The sequence below is a fragment of the Acinetobacter sp. NIPH 284 genome, from assembly GCF_000369425.1.
Taxonomy (GTDB): domain Bacteria; phylum Pseudomonadota; class Gammaproteobacteria; order Pseudomonadales; family Moraxellaceae; genus Acinetobacter.
This window is the reverse complement of the sequence record NZ_KB850011.1, coordinates 398,895-415,433: the sequence shown is the minus strand read 5'-3', so window position 1 is coordinate 415,433 and position 16,539 is coordinate 398,895. Positions and strand designations below refer to the sequence as shown.

Here is a 16,539-nt window from a genome sequence, read left to right as displayed (position 1 = left end):
TAATTGCGTATAATGTATATTATGTTAAATAAAGTATTCCAAATGAACAGTTCGCTATTCGCTTTCTCCATTTTGATTATTTTCGGTTATCCAAGTCGACAATTTGTATAACTATGACCTTAATCAAATAATACAATGTGTCTATAATCCAAAAAGATAATAAAAAGGACAGAAAATATAATAGATTTACCATTTTTTTTACTTAATGTGGATTACTAACTCTCTCCCAGACAAATTCCGTCTATTGCCAAAATGAACTAGAAAAACCTTTAGGTTCATGAACTACGATTTCATTTTTTTAATTTTTTCCAACTAAGTATTTAAATTTAAAGCATAAATTTAAATAATACTTTTTTAACTAGATTTTAGGTGAACATAAGTTAAATAAAATGTCTGAGACAGTGATTAGTTTTATTTAAACGGATTTACCTGCAAGTACTGTTAGTTAGTAGTGCCTTATCGGAAATAAAGTTGAAACAACTTTATTCATTATTAGGATAAAAAATTAACGCCATTTCATTTCCTTGTTGTACTGCTTTTTTAAGCCATACTTTGGCGATTTTCTTATTTTCTTGAACACCTGTGCCAGTAAAGTACATCATTCCTAAATGATATTGAGCATCTGAATGTCCACCATTGGCAGCTTCTGTTAACCATTTCAGAGCTTTAACATAATTTTTTTCAACTCCCTGTCCTGTTAAATAGCTATGCCCAAGATAACTTTGAGCATCAATATTTCCTTGCTCTGCTGACTTAATTAGCCATTCTAGACCTAACTCAAAATTTTGTTCTGAAGCAATTCGACCATTTCTATAGCTAACCGCTAACTGAAGTTGTGCTAAAGAATCATTTTTAGCTGCTGCTGACTCCCATAACTTCATTGCTTCTATAAAACTATTCCAAAGCCCGCCTCGACCTTGTAAATACATATTTCCCAAACTGGTTTCAGCTTTAGGATTTCCTTGAGAAGCAGCTTTTTTCCACCATATTACAGCCTGTAAATCATCTTGCTTTACGCCTAAACCTGAAGCATATATATTGCCTAATGCATATTGAGCTTCAGCATTACCATTTTCAGCTTCTTTTCGAGTTTCTTGTGCTGCTTTTTCTAAATAGTTTAAAAAGTTAGATGTTTGATAGGATTCAATATTTTCAGGCAACGGTTTTATTTCTTCCGCATTTGAATTTATTGAGCAAATTAAAATCACAAGAGAAAAAAATATTTTATTCATAATTAATTTAAATATGGTCATTCTGAAGTCGCATAACTTAATTTTATGTTAAATAGCATATCCAAGACTGTGGCCTACAACACTGTTTGTAGCCACAGCTCAGTAACGTGATGATCTACGATTATACATCACGTTACTGAGTATCCTAATGAACATAATATAAGTTATGCAGAAATCAGACCGCTACTCGACTTGCGTATTAGCCGAGCCTACGCAAATCTGCGTGGCTATGACCTCTATGTCTGGGTACATGATGCAGATTTTGTCAATCGTTTCCCGCATATTATAAATTGGGGGTTGAACATCTTGCTTAGCAGTTGATTCTGCCGTGTTTACCAACACTTTGGTTATAGTTGCCTTATTTAAAAGTTACCAATTTATGGTTAGGATTAAATCACTAGTGTGACTCATTTTTATTTTATTCACTTGAATAAAAGAACGAATATTCTCCATTGAGAAAATCATAATTCACATTGAAGGTTACACCAAGAAATTTAATTAAAGAGTGAACAGATTTTTGATATTTCTCCATGTTTAGCAAGGAAAAATCATGTTGATATTGTGGGGCAAAGCTAAAACCAACATATGTAATAGGTTTCTTGAAATGAACCAACTCATCTCTAACAGTAATTAACTTTTTCAAATCTGCTATAAAGTTAATCCTATCTAAATTTACATCATTCCGTCTACATAATTCTTTGAATTTTGCTACAGGACCGCCTTTAATACTTCTCTCGTTAATATCTTGAGTATTTATATTTGTAATCCAAACAAAATTTATAAAAGATTCTACTGCTAGTGCCCATCCTAAAACACAATCAATGCAGGATAAAAGAACTACTTCATTTTCAAATTCAGGACCATAAAAACTCTGACTTTGCCCTGTTTCTGGGTCAGCATCAGGCAGTAGTTTAAAATCTTCCTTAACGGACAACCACGCTTCATCTGCCCTTTTTAATAAAATTTGTTCTAAGTTTATGCGATAACCGTAAGTCATTTTTTACCTTCTAGACTAGAGTCCATCATTAAAAGACGTGTACCCTTTTTTATTTGGAAATTTTTTTAGAGATGAGGATATTTCTCTCAGTGATTTTTTAATTTCAGTTTGGAAAGATGGTTCACTAATATTGACGCCTGAGAACTCCATTGGATTAACAATGACCTTATTAACGATTTTTCTTTTAAATATTTGTAGTGCTGTACGACTATAAAAAGTAATTGTTATTTCCAAGGGCTTATTATCTAAAGCCTCTTTTAGTCCACCAAACTGCCCCCATGAATAAACTAATTTTTCATCAGGAAGCAGTATTGTTAAACCATCAACTAAAGCACCTGATTCATAAATTTTCTTAGGTTGAGTCAATCCTTCAATACCATAAGATTTTTCAGGTATACCAGTGGGACTAATAAAATTAATATCCCTAGCGACTCCTTTCCCAATATTATGAATGACAAGATTAATCATTGTAGGTCTTGTTAAATCTACTTTTGCATAAACAACAACATCACCAATAGAATTGTTATAATAAATAATATAAGCAACAATCAGCGATGTAAGTGCAACAATTAAAGATAGTATGTCAATCATTTTCGATCTTAGTCATTCTGAAGTCGCATAGCTTCATTTTATGTTAAGTCTGATACACCTAGCAATAACTTCATATATTTCTTTCTCACACCAAAATTCAATAGCTTTACTAATTTATATTTAGAAAAAGGTTAACTAGAAAATAAGCTGTGATTTTCTATTTTAATTACGTTCAAATTCCAACTCTCTCATTTTTAACTAGCCTAGGTTATAATGGTGGTCTTCCAAAATATTGTTGCTCTATTATGAACGCCTCCAATGACCCTCTACACGGCAAAAAACTTGCTGACATTTTGGATGAATTATTGGATTACTACGGTGGCTTTGAAGGCTTAAGTTGTAAAATTGAAATTAGATGTTTTTGCATAGATCCAAGTGTTAAATCATCATTGCGATTCTTGCGTACCACACCATGGGCACGTGAAAAAGTAGAAAGCTTATATTTGTATGTCTTACGCCAAAAAGCCAAACAAAAATCTCAGCTATCAAAACTCTAGTCCCAGCATTTTAATTAGCCGATTCTTAATATCTTTTATCAGGAAACTATATGTTCCATAGCCATTGATCTCATTCTGATGGTTTAATGATCTTTCTCACAATGTGCTCATGAGTCGGTACAAGTCCTGCTTTCAATCCAAGTGGTTTAAATACCTTGTCTAAAACAGATTGCGTAAGTTTTCCTTTATCTTGTTCAATATCTGTTAACGTCCTACGACTTACACCGACTAAATTTGCATATTGTTCCTGAGACATACCAAGAATATTTTTTCGCAAATACGCCAATAATTGTCCCAATGTAATTTCATTCAATAAGTACTGCATATATAGATCAATAAGAACTTGTTGACGATCTTGAGTCTGATTTTTTGTATTCATAATAGTTCCCATCTTTCTAATTTAGCTTCAACATAGTCAAATGAAAGCGCTGGAATCTCCATAATTTGTTTTGGTACACCTTTATCTATTAATCTTTGTTTTAGCCCAACAAGATGACTTGCTAAAGATTTCAATGTAGTTAGAGACAAATTCGGATCGCATAAATGTGCAAGCTTTTGTGTAATTTGCTCCCATTGATATTCTCCTCCTTCCTCATAAGGACTTCCCCAAGTTGTTGATCTTGTGACAACTTCTGGATCAGCTTTCATTGGAGCAAAATCATAAATTGGAGCAAGCGAAATTTTTCCAGATTGTTTTAGAAATGAAGTATTTCGCCCATGATTATCAGAATTACCAAAAATAATATTGAGTAAATCTCGCTGTAACCACTCACAAACGAATTGTTCTGAATCAAACTCTGAATCAATAGATATCAGTAAATTGCATAGATTTTCAATCACTTCAAAGTGATTGAGATGGCTACCCGAAGCTTTATTTAATACGGAATAGACAGATTCAAGTCCATAACGATGCCATTTTTGGTTGTGCCATTCAACATCAAATCTTGGTAGCCATAATGATGGATATTTTTCACCTTCGATCAGCTTCATTTCTGTAGTTTCAATGGTATTGAAACCCAACTCTTTTAGCTCTTGATAGTAATAGTATTCTGCTCTGAGAATATTACAGTCGATCTCACTACGATTATTTCTAGGGAATTTAACTAGATAGTGTTGATCAGGTTGATCAAAGTTTTGTTGATAAGTATCAATCCAAATATTTTGATCTTTTGTAGCACGAATCAATAATTTAGGAGCTTCACCACCCGCTCCTGTTGCACCACCACTAATTGCACCCATTTGCTGTGCATATTCAAGAAAATCTACATTTCGGTCAGCAACATCACTTTGACTAAAATAACGTAAATGCAGAGTTGATTCAGGATTGATTGGTGGAAGAGCTTCTTTTATTCTCAAATTGCCTACGGGTGCGATGCCACCTTTTTCTAATAAAATACTATCTTGCTCAGCATGCGTTAGTCTTTGTAGACCTAGAAAATTCACCCAATAACGGCGTGCAGCACCTGATGGAACAATATCATCTAAAAAACCAAACCATGAACTAGATTCATGTTTTATTAGTATTTGTATAGGTAGCGACAAACTACAGGCATGCTCATCTCGCTTGTCCAAATTGTGGATTGCGTATTCTAAATCGTAAGCTAATTCACTGGCACTTGCTGAGCCTAGTTTAGGTTCTAATAATGTTAGTTCAGCAATATCAAACCAACTTTGATCAAGTAACGCCTGTATTGTTAATTTTTTCATTGATGTAAATGAGCAATTATTTTCTCAAAAATACTCTCTTTTTTTATATTTGTGAATATATTTGCGCATAATTATTTTTTATGTAAGTTTTTGAGCATAAATTTGCTCATAACGATCTGTGGAAAATAACTTATTCAGTGTCTATTTAAAACCCTTTATTTCATTGTTATAAGGTATGAAAAATTAAATGTTTGAAAAATACTATTCCATCTATCGTTGTTAACGTGATCGAACTGTGTATCATTAAACATATTTTCTTTTTGATAAACTTCTTTTTATGAAGAATGCATTTTCTAATCACAAGCAAATTAGCGTGGTTTCTAGTTTCTCCGAACTTATCAGTTCTAATTTTCAAGGAGATAGAAATGCGATTTGTTGGTATAGAAACCTGAATGGAGATTTTCAAGAAATCGTCAAAAAACTTCAGCTAAAGGAAAATATCACTGAGATTTCAGTTGATGATTTATTGGCTTTACAACTTTCTGAACATGGTCGTTTAGCAAGAGAAATCATAATTTCGGATATTCAGCAATTAACAGAGCTTGGCGCATCACCTACGCTTAACTTAATTCAAAATTACGAACGTGATGATGAGTTAGATTATATTTCGACAGATGTTTATTCATTTCATGTTGATCGCTCGCCTATTCCAACAGATACTTTTTTATGTACCTATCACGGTGCGGCAAGTGAGATTCTGCCAAACGATCAAGTTGAGCAAAAGATTTTAGTTCCTGAAATTAGAGAAAAACTAAAAAATCTACATGATGGACCAGAAGCCGAATTTGAGAATTTTTTAGAAGAATATTTCTTTGATTTGCACTACCGAGCAAAACCTGAGAGTAAACCTATTAATTTGGGTTTAGGTCATCTATGGCGTTTGGCAGTCGACCATCCAACACAACAAGTTTTACCCTGTGTGCATAGAGCACCTACTGAAAATGATGGAGAGTATAGACTTTTATTAATTTGTTAGATGTTTATTCATCTTCATGTATCTTGGATTGCCACTGCCCTTGTTTGAGCAATTGATAAATACCATTCATGTGCGGAGCAAATGCTTGTTCAAATTTTATCATATTTGTAACCATCCATTCGATCATTTTTGGCCATTCTGCTTTGTCATAACCATCAAAAGGTTTTGCATATTGAATGCGACATGATTTTTTTCCAGGTAAAGGTAACCACTCAAGTGGTTGTCCAAATATTTTCTCAATTTGATCTCGATGAGATTTTAGGTATTCAAAAGTAGCATTATTTGCATCAGGTTCTGAACGAGAAATACTAAAGCATTGACATGATAGGTTAAATTGGCTTAGCCAAAGCATAGTATTCGTAACTTCTTTTCTATAGTTAGCTGCAACTAAAATAATTCTTTGACTTGTACTAGTATTGATAAGTTTGGTCTGTAAATCCTCAATTTCTAAGAACTCAGATAATCGATCTGAAGCTTTGACGTGGTCATTCGGATAATATTGGTCAAGATATTTCTGATAAATTTCGATAATGTCATTTTTAGTAAGATTAGAACAATAACCTGCATATTTTAAAGCTTGCCATACAACATCACGCCCAGAATCATCAAGTTTATTTTCAATAATAACTAAATTACCTTCTTTGTCGATCGCCAAGAGATCTAAACGCTCTTTTGTATCATCAAAACCAGCAAATTCCTTTTGAATTATCAATAGTTCTTCTCCAAAAACAGCTGGGGTATTAACCAACCACTCTTGAAGATGATGACGCTCAGAAAACCCAAGCTCAGAAAAAGTTTTAGTAAGTAGCGGAGAAATTCTATTTTGTTGAGAGTTAATTTTGTACATTTATGAGATAAGCTCGAAATTCATAACTGCTGGGGATAATATTAGATTACCATATCTGTAATACATTTAATCACAATGTAAAAAAAAGCCCATATTTAATGAGCTTTTATCAAAGTGAATCAAACTCTTATATTTCAACGTATCCCCTTAAAAAGGAAAAAACATCCGACAAACAACAGTAGTACAGCAAAGCATTTTTTTAACATTTGCGGTGATAAAGCATGTGCCACTTTGGCACCTAGCTTTGCAGTGAAAAAGCTCATCGCACTGATACCCAGAAATGCATAAACATGAACAAAACCAATGCTATTCGGAACATTTATTTGTTCTTTCATACCAAATAACATAAACCCTAGCGCACCTGCGATTGCGATAGGTAAGCCACATGCAGCAGATGTTCCAACTGCTTTTTGCATGACTACACCGTGATGATTTAAATAAGGTACGGTTAGACTACCTCCACCAATACCAAAAATTGCTGATGCTATGCCTATTCCTGTACCTGCGAACACCTGTTTAGTCGTTGATGGAAGGACTTTATTCTGATCTATTACTTTTTTGGCTCCAATAAACATTTGGTATGCAACCCAAATCACAAAAACACCAATAATCAGTTGTAAGTGTTCCCTTGATAGTAATCCTGCAATACCCGCACCAAAAAATGACCCAATGACTAAACCAGGAGTCAGATTTTTGAATACAGGCCAAATTACTGCACCATTTTTATTATGCGCCATTAATGAGCTGATAGACGTCACAATAATGGTGGCTAATGAAGTACCCAAAGCAAGATGCATCACAACTTCAGGATCATAGCCCATTTGTGTAAAGACAACATATAAAAGCGGTACAATGATCAGCCCACCACCTACACCAAAAAGTCCAGCAGCGAATCCCGCTAATGCACCTATAGCTAAAAAAATGATTAATTCCACGACATACTTACTTGATTGAAGGTTAATATTAAATGAATAGCGAATGTTGGTTTAAGCAACTTCAGTCTCACCTACTTGGTGATAAGCACGATTAAAATACACCAGACTATGTTCATGCTGACTTTTTTGAATAGCAACTGTACGGCAAATAAAAATAGTATGTGTTCCTACTTCCTGAATTTGTTCAATCTGACAATCAAAACTGACAAGAGCATCCTCTAAAACAGGTGCACCTGTTTTTAATTTAGTCCAAGTTCCATGTTTAAACCGCTCTTCAGACGTCAACTTAGAAGAAAACACATTGGAAATATGCTGATGTTGCGCGCCTAGAACATTCACAGTTAAAGTTTCATTTTCAATAAAATGTGCATGTGACCTAGAGGCTGTATTCATACACACCAATAATGTCGGAGGTGTATCCGTAACGCTACATACAGCAGATGCGGTAAATCCATGACGACCAGATGCTCCCGCTGTAGTCACCACATTCACTGCACTTGTCAGTAAAGACATCGCATTTCTAAAGTCATTTGCTTCAATCATCATCTGATTCCTAAATTGAACTGTAGCTTTTCTTTAGATTAAGACCTAACACACACTTGCGTCACATTTGCACATCTAAATCATTTCAAACCGAATGGGCTGCTAACGATATTTCCTAATTGCTAAATACTAAACGGCGAGCTCTTTTCGGATAATTTCTGCACCTGCACTTAAGGCATTCAGCTTGCCGCGTGCTACTTCACGAGATAAAGGCGCCATTCCACAGTTAGTAGATGGATAAAGTTTATCGGCATCGACAAACTGAAGCGCTTTGCGTAGCGTATCTGCAACCTCATCCGCTGTTTCAATATTATTGGTTGCAACATCAATCGCACCAACCATGACTTTTTTACCACGGATCAGTTCGATGAGATCCATTGGTACACGAGAGTTTTGGCATTCAAGTGAAACGATATCAATTTTAGACTTTTGAAGCTTAGGGAAAGCTTCTTCATATTGACGCCACTCTGAACCCAAAGTCTTTTTCCAATCTGTATTGGCTTTGATGCCATAGCCATAGCAAATATGAACCGCAGTCTCACATTTAAGACCTTCAAGCGCTCTTTCCAAGGTTGCAACACCCCAATCATTCACTTCATCAAAGAATACATTAAATGCAGGTTCGTCAAATTGAATAATATCAACACCCGCAGCTTCTAATTCAAGTGCTTCTTGATTAAGAATCTTGGCAAATTCCCAAGCCAGTTTTTCACGGCTTTTATAGTGACCATCATATAACGTGTCAATCATAGTCATTGGACCTGGAAGCGCCCATTTGATTGGTTGTGTTGTTTGGCTACGTAAAAACTTGGCATCTTCCACGAAAACTGGCTTTTGGCGAGAGACTGCACCGACTACAGATGGAACACTTGCATCATAACGATTACGGATACGAACTGTTTCACGCTTCTCAAAATCTACACCATCAAGATGCTCGATAAATGTGGTGACAAAATGTTGGCGAGTTTGCTCACCATCGCTCACAATATCAATTCCCGCATGGATCTGTTCTTGTAGAGATAAACGCAGAGCATCTTGCTTCGCTTCGATTAATGCCTCACCCTCTAATTTCCAAGGTGACCAAAGTTTTTCAGGTTCTGCAAGCCATGAAGGTTTCGGTAAGCTGCCAGCCGTTGATGTTGGTAATAAAATTGCCATTTTAAATCTTCTATCTCTATTTCGGGTAAATTAAGCAGCGTTACTTTGTACGGTGTAGTTAGCAGCCCATTGTTCAAGGATGTTTTGATAAGGTTTGATAAAGTTTTCTTCCGTCCATTTACCTTGTTTTACTGCCAATTGACCACGCTCTACACGGTCGTAAACGATTCGTGTTAATGAGTAATCTGGATACTCTAAACTTGCTTGATACACTTGTGCTGCTGAAGAATTTGCATTGTAAATTTCAGGACGGTAGATCTTTTGGAAAGTTTCCATCGTGCTAATTGCGCTAATCAGTTCAAAATCGGTGTAATCACGTAATAAATCACCCGCAAAATAGAATGCTAAAGGCGCAACACTTCCTTTCGGCATGAAGAAGCGAACCTGTAAGCCCATTTTATGGAAATATTCATCTGTACGTGAATATTGATCTTGCTTATATTCAACACCTAAAACTGAATGCTCATTAACAGTACGCTGATAAGTCCTTGCCGTTGAAACACTTAAACAAATGACAGGTTGTTGATTAAATTCAGCCTTAAACGTATCTGAATTTACTAAATATTGATAAAGCTTACCGTGTAAATCACCGAAACCTTCGGGTGCATACGAAGTTGAGTTCTCTTTATTATGTTCTTTCAGCACCACACTAAAATCATAATCACGTACATAAGACGAGAAACTATTGCCAATCATGCCTTCAATACGTTGATTGGTATGGTGATCGGTAATGGTGCTTTTCAGCATTTCAATGATTGGAAAAGTTTTACCATTACCTTCAATATCTAAATCTGCAGAAATAATATCAATTTCAAGTGAATAACGGTCACCATTCGGATTATCAGTTTGTGCTAAAGCATTGAAACGATTATTAATCATTCGAAGTGTATTACGAAGATTCTCCTCTCGACTTTCACCGCGTGCTAAGTTGGCAAAATTAGTCGTTAGACGTGTGCTATCCGCTGGTTGATAGTTTTCATCAAAACGAATGCGTTTAATTGAACATGCAAACTCTTTACTCATGATGATTGGTATCCTAATTTTTGCGATAAACCGTAAACTTCTTTATGTTGTAATTTATACTCGAATCATCACATGAATAAAAATGATTTAATCTAACCAAAAGATGAATAAAATTCATTGTTGTGTGTTTTTATAGGTTTCAGTGCTCTAACCTGAACGAGCTTCATCATGAGCTGAAAAACTATCAGGATATTGATTGAATTATTGCTATAAGGGCGTCTTTGTAATTTGGAATTATTCTTTAGATGATGACATACAATGTTTCGTTTCTATTTTTTGTTTACAACGATATAAAAACTTGAATTTTATTAATCCAATAGCAGAATCTCGTAAAAAGACGATCTAATTTTAAGTCAGATCGTCTTTATTCATATCAGTGAATTGGATTTAAAAATTCACCGTCCAAGACAATTGTGCTGTCCGTGGTGTACCAAGAAATAAATAATCATCACCAAAGAAGCTACCGACATCTCGCCAATATTTTTTATTAAATAGATTATCAACATTGAATCTTAACGTGTTTTCATAGCCATTAGCTTTAAAGTTATAAGCTGCACCAGTATTAAAAACTGTGTAGCTTGGAACTTTTACGCTGCCTATTTTATTGGCATATTTACTGCTACTGTATTGTATGCCAGCGAGTAAACGTAATCCTTCAACTTGGGGAACTTGGTATGAGATATAACTCGCCAAACGTACAGTTGGTACATTTTGAGTTTGATGACCATCATATTCAGATGATTGTATGTCTTTTAAGCGTGAACGGGTCAGTGCTAAAGTCGATGTCATATCTAGGTTTTGACCAATACGCCCTTGTAGACCAAGTTCTAAGCCGAGGTTATGTTGTTCACCATCTTTTACGAAATCATTTGAAGTATTGGTATGTTGATTATCTTGTTTTAAATCAAATAATGCAGCTGAAAAAAGTAAATCTTGCCACTGCTGCTTAAATCCCAATTCATATTGCGCTGAATGTTTAGGTGCTAATGTCACAGAAGGATTGTTTGCAAACCACGGTGCTTGTCCGCCGTCACTTAATCCTTTGGCATAAGAAGCATAAATATGAGTCTTTTCCCAAGGCTGATACATCACAGCAAATTGAGGTAAAAAGCGATTAAAGTTAGTGTCACGAATATTATTACCAGATGCATTATAAGCATCTTCATTTAAATGCAGTAGTTTTCCGCCTGCTAGAATTGACCATGCTGTATTAAATTCAACTTGATCAAGTAAATTTAATGCTGTTTGCTGACTGTTTAAAGATTTGTAGTGATTGCCCAAAACCGCGCCTGATGGAGCAAAGTCCACAGTATCAGTGTAAATATTCCCTGTACCGACAGCTTGGTTAATCGCATCGTATTGCGCATGTCGTTTATAAGTTTGTGATAATTCTAAACTCAACTTATGTTGCCATGATCCTGTACTAAATTGACCATTTAAGCCTGCTTTAAATTGATTGGTCAGGTAACTGTCATCAGGACTGCGGAAGTCATAAATATCATAGTTACCATTTTGATCAAAGGTATAGGCAAACGCTGAATAATCATCCACTACAACACGACTTTGAGAAGCACTTAGATTTGCTGACCAATCTTTATTGATTTGGTAATTATATTTTAAGCCTGTGTTTAAACTTTGGTTAATGACAGGTTGGCTCCAACTTTGATAGCCAAGTAAACGATCCCACTCTACGCCAGTAGGTACGGTTTTACCATCAAGCAACTGATAACCAGGTACTGAACGCTGACGTTGACGCTGTGATTCGATATCAAGTTCTAATTTTGAACGATCTGATATATTCCAGTCTAATGCTAAAGAACCAAATAAGCGTTTACCATTGGCATGTTCTACATACGGATGGATTTCCTCATGCGCCAAATTTATTCGATAACCCAATTGCTGCTCATCTAAAAATCCACCAAAGTCCGCTGCGATACGATTACCGCCATGACTATCTGCATCAACGGTTATTGAACGGATGTCTTTAGGGCGTTTGCTTACATAATTAACCACACCCGCAGGTGTTGACATTCCACTTTGAATGGCACTGATACCCTTTAAAATTTCGACTTGTTCTTTGTTTTCAAGTGCGACATTTTGTTCACCGCGAAGTAAGTTACCATTGAGCAAGTAGCTTGAACCAAGGTTCAGTGCGAAACCACGCATCATAAAGTTTGAGTAATAGCCAATTGGGGCGTAACCATCACCTACCGCAGCATCGTTTTTCACAACATCCGTTAATGTTTTCGCATGTTGATCAGCAATTCGCTCAGCCGTCACGGCATGAATAGATGCAGGAATCTCAGCAATATTTTGTTGAGTAAAACCAGATAAATTCACCTTTGGTTGAAAATATACACTTTCTGCTGCTTGGGCGTTTACTGTGATTGTTTCTAATTGGGATACCTTATTTTCATCTTCAGCATGTACCAATACTGAGCTTAGCCCTAGGCATGAAAATGAACCAACTGCCAGTAACGCTTTGTGTAAGCGAGAAAATGTAAATGGATATGTTTTCACAGTAATTGCCTAACCCCGAAAGATAATCTTATCGTCTAAATTTTCGGGCATGAGTATTCACAATTTTCTATGATTGAACAAGTACGTTTTCCACCATCTATCTAATATTTTTAAATGTTCTGTATACCGTAGGTAGAGACAGAGCATATGATCAAAATGTTTTTAATCGGCATTATTTAAAAAACCCCACATCACGCCGTGCCCACCCGTGTAATAAATTACATCATAGTCTTCCCAACAGTGGACTAACGATATAAAAGTGCATGATCAACATGCACTTTTTAAAGGTTTAACGTTTAGCTTGTATTTATACAGCTACTCCGACAGCCTTTGCACGCGCTTGATGCAATTTCTTATAGCTATCAATCAAACGTAAATGGCGATCAAGCCCTTCAAGTTTCATACTTGTTGGTGTGAGACCATAGAAACGAACATTCCCTTCAACAGATCCGATGACTGCATCCATACGTTCGTTACCAAACATACGACGGAAATTCGTTTCATAGTCTTCTAATTCCATCTCATCATCGAGCAATACTTCAAGTACTACGTTCATGCATTGATAGAATAGTCCACGTTCAACGGTATTGGTATTGTATTGTAAGAAGGTTTCAACCAGTTCTTTGGCTTCTTCAAACTGTTCTAATGCAATATAGATCAATAGTTTGAGCTCAAGAATAGTCAACTGTCCCCACACGGTATTGTCATCAAACTCAATGCCAATCAAGGTCGCAATTTCAGTATAGTCATCTAATTCACATTCTTCTAAACGTTCGACCAAAGCTTCAAGTTGAGTCTGATCCAAACGATGCAGATTTAAAATGTCTTCACGGAATGCCAACGCTTTATTAGTGTTATCCCAAATTAAATCTTCGACCAAATAAATTTCAGAATAATCTGGAACTAAGATACGACATGCTGTTGCACCTAAATGCTCATAGACAGCCATATATACTTCTTTGCCCATTTCTTCCAAAATGCCAAACAATTCAGCCGCTTCTTCTTCATTTGAGTTTTCACCATCATTGGTGAAATCCCACTCGACAAAGTCATAGTCTGATTTTGCACTAAAGAAACGCCATGAAACTAATCCACTTGAGTCAATAAAGTGTTCAACAAAATTATTTGGTTCAGTGACTGCTTCACTTTGGAAGGTTGGTTGAGGAAGATCATTTAAACCTTCAAAACTACGTCCTTGTAAGAGTTCGGTTAGGCTACGTTCCAACGCAATTTCAAAGCTTGGATGTGCGCCGAATGAGGCAAATACGCCTCCCGTACGTGGATTCATCAGTGTCACACACATCACTGGGAAATCACCGCCCAAAGAAGCATCTTTCACTAAAACAGGAAAACCTTGTTCTTCTAAACCTTGGATGCCCGCCACAATACTTGGGTATTTTGCTAATACTTCTTGAGGTACATCAGGTAAAGCAATTTCACCTTCTAAAATTTCACGTTTGACAGCACGCTCAAAAATCTCAGATAAACATTGAACTTGTGCTTCAGCCAAAGTATTACCTGCACTCATTCCATTACTTAGGTACAAGTTTTCAATCAGATTCGATGGGAAATACACAACTTCCTGATCTGACTGACGCACAAATGGCAACGAACAAATACCCCGCTCTGTATTTCCTGAGTTGGTATCATATAAATGTGTACCCAGTAATTCATTATCTGGGTTGTAAATTTTAAGGCAATATTCATCCAAAATTTCTTTTGGTAATTTACCTTTCGGGTCCGGTTTAAACCACTTTTCGTCTGGATAATGTACAAATTCTGCATTGGCAATTTCTTCACCCCAGAACTGATCATTATAGAAAAAGTTACAGTTCAAGCGTTCAATGAACTCACCTAAAGCTGATGCCAAAGCACTTTCTTTGGTAGAGCCTTTACCATTGGTAAAGCACATTGGTGATTGTGCATCACGGATATGTAAAGACCAAACATTTGGAACAATATTACGCCAAGATGCAATTTCGATCTTCATCCCTAGATTCGCCAAAATACCAGACATGTTGGCAATAGTTTCTTCTAGTGGTAAATCTTTCCCTGCGATATAAGTGCTGCTTTCTGAAGTCAGACTTGGCATCAACAGAGCTTGCGCATCCGCATCAATACTTTCGACTTCTTCAATGATAAATTCAGGACCCGTTTGAATTACTTTTTTAACGGTACAACGATCAATTGAACGTAAGATGCCTTGACGGTCTTTTTCAGAAATATCAGCGGGTAATTCAACTTGAATTTTGAAAATTTGTTTATAACGGTTTTCTGGATCAACAATATTGTTTTGTGACAAACGAATATTATCAGTCGGAATATCACGCGCTGCACAATATACTTTAACGAAGTAAGCTGCACATAATGCTGATGATGCTAAAAAGTAGTCAAATGGACCTGGTGCAGAACCATCACCTTTATAACGAATGGGTTGGTCAGCGATAACTGTAAAATCATCGAACTTGGCTTCTTGTCGAAGATTGTCGAGATAATTAACCTTGATTTCCATGCTGGCACCTAAATATTCTTATGTGTCAGCACTGACACATAAAATTTCAAATATTGATCAATAACCCGAATCGCGGATAAGAAATTGATTTAAAAAGAGTAGCTAGAGTCATTCATTCATCTGAACAAAAAACGGACTCTAGTCATAATGGGCGCTATTATAGAAGTATTTTATGTAATTGATAACTTTTGTCTGTTTTTCTAGCCTATTTATGAACAATTAAATCCGCCTTACTTCCAAGTGAATAGCCACCAAAATTCTAGACACACATAACCATCTTTTGAAAGGTTATTATTTAAAACCTAGTAAAACTGACTCGAATCCAACATCTGTAAAGTAATTTTTTTCACTTCATCACGACTTTGCATAATATGTGCTTCAATCGCCTGAATGGCTTCATCTACTTTACGATTAAAAATATAACCCAATATTTTCTGATGCTCCTGATAAGTCGCTTCAACACGATAATCTTTAGAGAAGTCTAAACGACGAATAATACGTATTCGCTCGCTCAAGTCACGATGAATCCTTGCCATTTCATTATTGCCAGAGGCGCGAACCAAAGCGCAATGGAAATCTTCATCTTGTTGTGAAAGTTGTTTAATTTCTTTTAGATATTGATGAGGTTCAATCAACCATAAATCTTTTAATACGGATAACTCAACCGAGTTTTGATGATCAATCTGACAAAGTTTACGAATCGAATCTTTTTCTAATACGATCCGCACATCATAAAGTTCTTCATAATAACGAAAATTGAGTGGTCGGATTTGCCAACCGCTACGAAAACTCACATCAACATAACCCTCTTGTTGCAAACGATATAGCGCTTGTCGGATTGGGGTGCGACTTACATCATAAGCTTTTGCAACTTCAGATTCAGTGAAACGTTCACCCGGCATCAGTTTGAAATCAAAGATATCATTCTTGATGCGTTGGTAAACTAGCTCAGACAAATTGTCTGAGCTTTTTGTTGTTTTTATTTTGGTTTCTTTCATGCA

General features: G+C 35.9%; 15 protein-coding genes and 1 pseudogene. 2 read left to right on the top strand and 14 right to left on the bottom strand.

Annotated elements, in window-relative coordinates:
• Positions 1 to 482: 482 nt before the first annotated feature.
• From F908_RS07960 to F908_RS07950, 3 genes are all read right to left on the bottom strand, one after another.
• A complete protein-coding gene (locus F908_RS07960) occupies positions 483 to 1,253 on the bottom strand; it encodes a tetratricopeptide repeat protein (protein ID WP_005160169.1) in 771 nt (256 codons plus the stop codon).
• Positions 1,254 to 1,650: 397 nt separating this feature from the next.
• Positions 1,651 to 2,229, bottom strand: coding sequence for a hypothetical protein (locus F908_RS07955; RefSeq protein WP_005160167.1), 579 nt, complete (start codon positions 2,227 to 2,229; stop codon positions 1,651 to 1,653).
• A 15-nt stretch (positions 2,230 to 2,244) separates the two neighbouring features.
• The gene (locus tag F908_RS07950; protein WP_005160165.1) at positions 2,245 to 2,820 is read right to left on the bottom strand and encodes a hypothetical protein; all 576 of its coding nucleotides are present in this window, start codon (positions 2,818 to 2,820) and stop codon (positions 2,245 to 2,247) included.
• Positions 2,821 to 3,065: 245 nt separating this feature from the next.
• Here F908_RS07950 and F908_RS07945 point away from each other — a divergent pair, with 245 nt between their 5' ends.
• A complete protein-coding gene (locus F908_RS07945; protein WP_034602689.1) occupies positions 3,066 to 3,317 on the top strand; it encodes a VF530 family protein in 252 nt (83 codons plus the stop codon).
• Between the two features lie 70 nt (positions 3,318 to 3,387).
• Here the strand turns inward: F908_RS07945 and F908_RS07940 are convergent, their stop codons facing one another.
• Together F908_RS07940 and F908_RS07935 are read right to left on the bottom strand one after the other, a co-directional pair.
• Positions 3,388 to 3,696: a helix-turn-helix domain-containing protein gene (locus tag F908_RS07940; RefSeq protein WP_004954417.1), complete on the bottom strand. Its 309-nt coding sequence runs from the start codon at positions 3,694 to 3,696 to the stop codon at positions 3,388 to 3,390.
• Positions 3,693 to 5,024 (bottom strand): type II toxin-antitoxin system HipA family toxin, encoded by a 1,332-nt coding sequence (locus F908_RS07935; protein ID WP_005160161.1) that lies wholly within the window; start codon positions 5,022 to 5,024, stop codon positions 3,693 to 3,695. Before F908_RS07935 ends, F908_RS07940 begins: the two co-directional genes overlap by 4 nt.
• Positions 5,025 to 5,301: 277 nt before the next feature.
• Here F908_RS07935 and F908_RS07930 point away from each other — a divergent pair, with 277 nt between their 5' ends.
• Positions 5,302 to 6,000, top strand: coding sequence for a DUF1826 domain-containing protein (locus tag F908_RS07930; RefSeq protein ID WP_005160153.1), 699 nt, complete (start codon positions 5,302 to 5,304; stop codon positions 5,998 to 6,000).
• Between the two features lie 4 nt (positions 6,001 to 6,004).
• Here F908_RS07930 and F908_RS07925 read toward each other — a convergent pair whose 3' ends face one another.
• From F908_RS07925 to F908_RS07890, 9 genes and pseudogenes are all read right to left on the bottom strand, one after another.
• A complete protein-coding gene (locus F908_RS07925) occupies positions 6,005 to 6,847 on the bottom strand; it encodes a DUF4268 domain-containing protein (protein ID WP_005160150.1) in 843 nt (280 codons plus the stop codon).
• A 134-nt stretch (positions 6,848 to 6,981) separates the two neighbouring features.
• Positions 6,982 to 7,782: a sulfite exporter TauE/SafE family protein gene (locus tag F908_RS07920; protein WP_005160149.1), complete on the bottom strand. Its 801-nt coding sequence runs from the start codon at positions 7,780 to 7,782 to the stop codon at positions 6,982 to 6,984.
• 51 nt (positions 7,783 to 7,833) lie between these two features.
• A complete protein-coding gene (locus tag F908_RS07915) occupies positions 7,834 to 8,325 on the bottom strand; it encodes a flavin reductase (RefSeq protein ID WP_005160147.1) in 492 nt (163 codons plus the stop codon).
• Positions 8,326 to 8,454: 129 nt separating this feature from the next.
• Positions 8,455 to 9,483 carry a methionine synthase gene (locus tag F908_RS07910; RefSeq protein ID WP_005160145.1) on the bottom strand — a complete coding sequence of 343 codons (1,029 nt, stop codon included), beginning with the start codon at positions 9,481 to 9,483 and terminating at the stop codon, positions 8,455 to 8,457.
• Positions 9,484 to 9,513: 30 nt separating this feature from the next.
• Positions 9,514 to 10,506 carry a DUF1852 domain-containing protein gene (locus F908_RS07905; RefSeq protein WP_005160143.1) on the bottom strand — a complete coding sequence of 331 codons (993 nt, stop codon included), beginning with the start codon at positions 10,504 to 10,506 and terminating at the stop codon, positions 9,514 to 9,516.
• A gap of 387 nt (positions 10,507 to 10,893) precedes the next feature.
• A complete protein-coding gene (locus F908_RS07900) occupies positions 10,894 to 13,026 on the bottom strand; it encodes a TonB-dependent siderophore receptor (RefSeq protein ID WP_005160141.1) in 2,133 nt (710 codons plus the stop codon).
• Between the two features lie 165 nt (positions 13,027 to 13,191).
• A pseudogene (locus tag F908_RS16270) lies at positions 13,192 to 13,263 on the bottom strand (type 1 glutamine amidotransferase domain-containing protein); the annotation flags it as partial.
• Positions 13,264 to 13,333: 70 nt separating this feature from the next.
• Complete coding sequence (locus tag F908_RS07895; RefSeq protein ID WP_005160139.1) at positions 13,334 to 15,538, bottom strand: OsmC domain/YcaO domain-containing protein; 2,205 nt, start codon at positions 15,536 to 15,538, stop codon at positions 13,334 to 13,336.
• 302 nt (positions 15,539 to 15,840) lie between these two features.
• A complete protein-coding gene (locus F908_RS07890) occupies positions 15,841 to 16,536 on the bottom strand; it encodes a GntR family transcriptional regulator (protein ID WP_005160135.1) in 696 nt (231 codons plus the stop codon).
• Between the last annotated feature and the right edge of the window lie 3 nt (positions 16,537 to 16,539).